This window comes from Pseudomonas fluorescens (genome assembly GCF_902497745.1).
Taxonomy (GTDB): domain Bacteria; phylum Pseudomonadota; class Gammaproteobacteria; order Pseudomonadales; family Pseudomonadaceae; genus Aquipseudomonas; species Aquipseudomonas fluorescens_BM.
The window spans coordinates 6,382-8,568 of sequence record NZ_CABVHJ010000042.1; the positions used below are offsets into that span (position 1 = coordinate 6,382).

At 55.8% G+C, this 2,187-nt stretch carries 2 protein-coding genes; one reads left to right on the forward strand and one right to left on the reverse strand.

Features of this window, described 5'->3' with window-relative positions:
* A partial coding sequence (locus F8N44_RS30860; protein ID WP_224794855.1) for a hypothetical protein occupies positions 1–497 on the forward strand: 497 nt, incomplete at its 5' end.
* A 518-nt stretch (positions 498–1,015) separates the two neighbouring features.
* On the opposite strand, the gene F8N44_RS30865 is transcribed toward F8N44_RS30860, so the two are convergent.
* Positions 1,016–2,059: an LLM class flavin-dependent oxidoreductase gene (locus F8N44_RS30865; RefSeq protein ID WP_150652152.1), complete on the reverse strand. Its 1,044-nt coding sequence runs from the start codon at positions 2,057–2,059 to the stop codon at positions 1,016–1,018.
* Positions 2,060–2,187 lie beyond the last annotated feature (128 nt).

The following is a 2,187-nucleotide window of genomic DNA, read 5'->3' on the forward strand; positions in this document are numbered from 1 at the left end:
GCTTTCGCCAGTTTTTCCCGGTATTCGCTGTTCCCTTTTATGTGCGGTGCGCAGGGACTTCGAGGTGTTCAGAGATGAAAGCATTGTCTTACTATGATGCGTTGCCAGACACTATGACGGCGCAAGACCTGCGCCACGAGTTTTCCAGCATCATCGATAATGTTCCCATTCAGCGCAAGAAAAGACACGAGTGTTTACAGGCATTGTGGGCGTTGGGTGATCGCCAATGGCACACTTATACCGCTCTGGAGGAACCGTTGAAGACGCAGGTCGACACCTTTTTGATTGCTTGCTGGGACGGTTTTGACCTTGCTTGTGTTGAGCTTGTCATTTCGATCAGCGCAGGGCTAGGGCTTCAAGGCACGCATGATTTTATTTTAAGTCGCAAAGCTGATGAAGTCTCGTTTGAAGTGGCGGAAGCTATCAAAGACGCCATCGCTGAGCTTGGTACAGATGTTAGTGATCCCTATTCAGACATGCGCCTCAGTGCGCAGTGAAAGCGTAGCAAGTGAGTAGGTATGGAACGCAAAAAAGGACTGATCACGTTTAGTTAGCGCTCCGATAATGTGGTGATAAATGGGGACAGACCCTGAGGGATCCATCTTATAGATGAGCGTGGGCAGGTAAATATTGGCTTAGGTAAGGGGGCGCGTTGGATATGTTTAACTATTATATAAAGTCATTCTCGGAGGCTAAACGACAAACCTACTCCAGGCTCTGCTCCTGATGATGCACCTCATCACGCAGAGTTTTCTCCAATGTTTCCCAGTCTCCGCTGCCTCCGAACTCTGTGCATCTACGCCAATACTCTAGGCCCAGTCGCCACAATGAGAGCACGCGTCTTTCTCTGAGGTCGCTGCTTTGATAGCGCCGTCCCGGATGACTTTCACTCGCCTTAAGGGAGGCCGGGATCTGGTCGATTCCGGGAGTCGTAGTGTCTTGCCGATAGCCAAAAAATAAAACGCCCCGAACACTGTCGGGGCGTTTCATGGGTCAAGCTCAATCAGCAGAACACTTACCGAAACGCCGGCACCACATGCTTGATAAACAGCTCCAGCGATTTCTTCTTCTCCTCATGCGGCAAGCTGTTGTCACACCAGAAACTGAACTCATCCACCCCCAGTTCCTGGTAGTACTTGATCCGCGGAATGATCTCTTCCGGCGTCCCGATCATCGCCGTCTTGTGCAAACTCTCCAGCTCAAACTCCGGACGCCCGGCAAATTTCTCTTCCGGGCTTGGCGCGAGGAAACCATTGGCCGGCGTTTCCTTGTTGCCAAACCACGCATCGAACGTGCGATAGAAACGTGAGATCGCTTTCGCCCCGACTTTCCAGCCGTCCGGGTCATCAGCGGTGTGCACGTGGGTGTGGCGCAGCACCATCAGTTGCGGACGCGGTACGCCGGGGTTGTTGTCGAGTGCGGTCTGGAACTTGTTCTTCAGGTCCAGAACTTCCTCGTCGCCCTTCATCAGCGGCGTGACCATCACGTTGCAGCCGTTGGCCACGGCGAAGTTGTGCGAGTCCGGGTCGCGGGCGGCGATCCACATTGGCGGGTTCGGTTTCTGGATCGGCTTCGGTACGCTGGTCGAGGTGGGGAATTTCCAGATGTCGCCGTCGTGGGCGTAGTCGCCTTGCCACAGGGCGCGGACCACCGGGACCATTTCGCGCAATGCCTGGCCGCCGCTGGAGGCAGGCATGCCGCCGGCCATGCGATCGAATTCAACCTGATAGGCGCCACGGGCGAGGCCGACTTCCATGCGGCCGTTGCTGATGACGTCGAGCAACGCGCATTCACCGGCGACGCGTAGCGGATGCCAGAACGGCGCGATGATGGTGCCGGCGCCGAGGTGGATGGTGGTGGTTTTGGCCGCGAGGTAGGCGAGCAGCGGCATCGGGCTGGGCGAGATGGTGTATTCCATCGCGTGGTGTTCGCCGATCCACACGGTGCTGAAACCGCCGGCCTCGGCCATCAGGGTCAGTTCGGTGAGGTCTTCGAACAGTTGGCGGTGGCTGACGCTTTCGTCCCAGCGTTCCATGTGGATGAACAGGGAAAATTTCATGACGCTTCCTCGGATCTTTTGTTGTTGAGGCTACAAAAATCGGTGGGAGTGAGCGGTTCGCGATCGTGCTGTGTCAGTCGCTTGCTGCGTCGCTTTTAACACTGCTTTCGCGAGCAGGCTCGCTCCCA

Coding starts and splice junctions, on each gene's coding strand:
- F8N44_RS30865 (WP_150652152.1), bottom strand. CDS start 2,059: ATGAAATTTTCCCTGTTCATCCACATGGAACGCTGGGACGAAAGCGTC.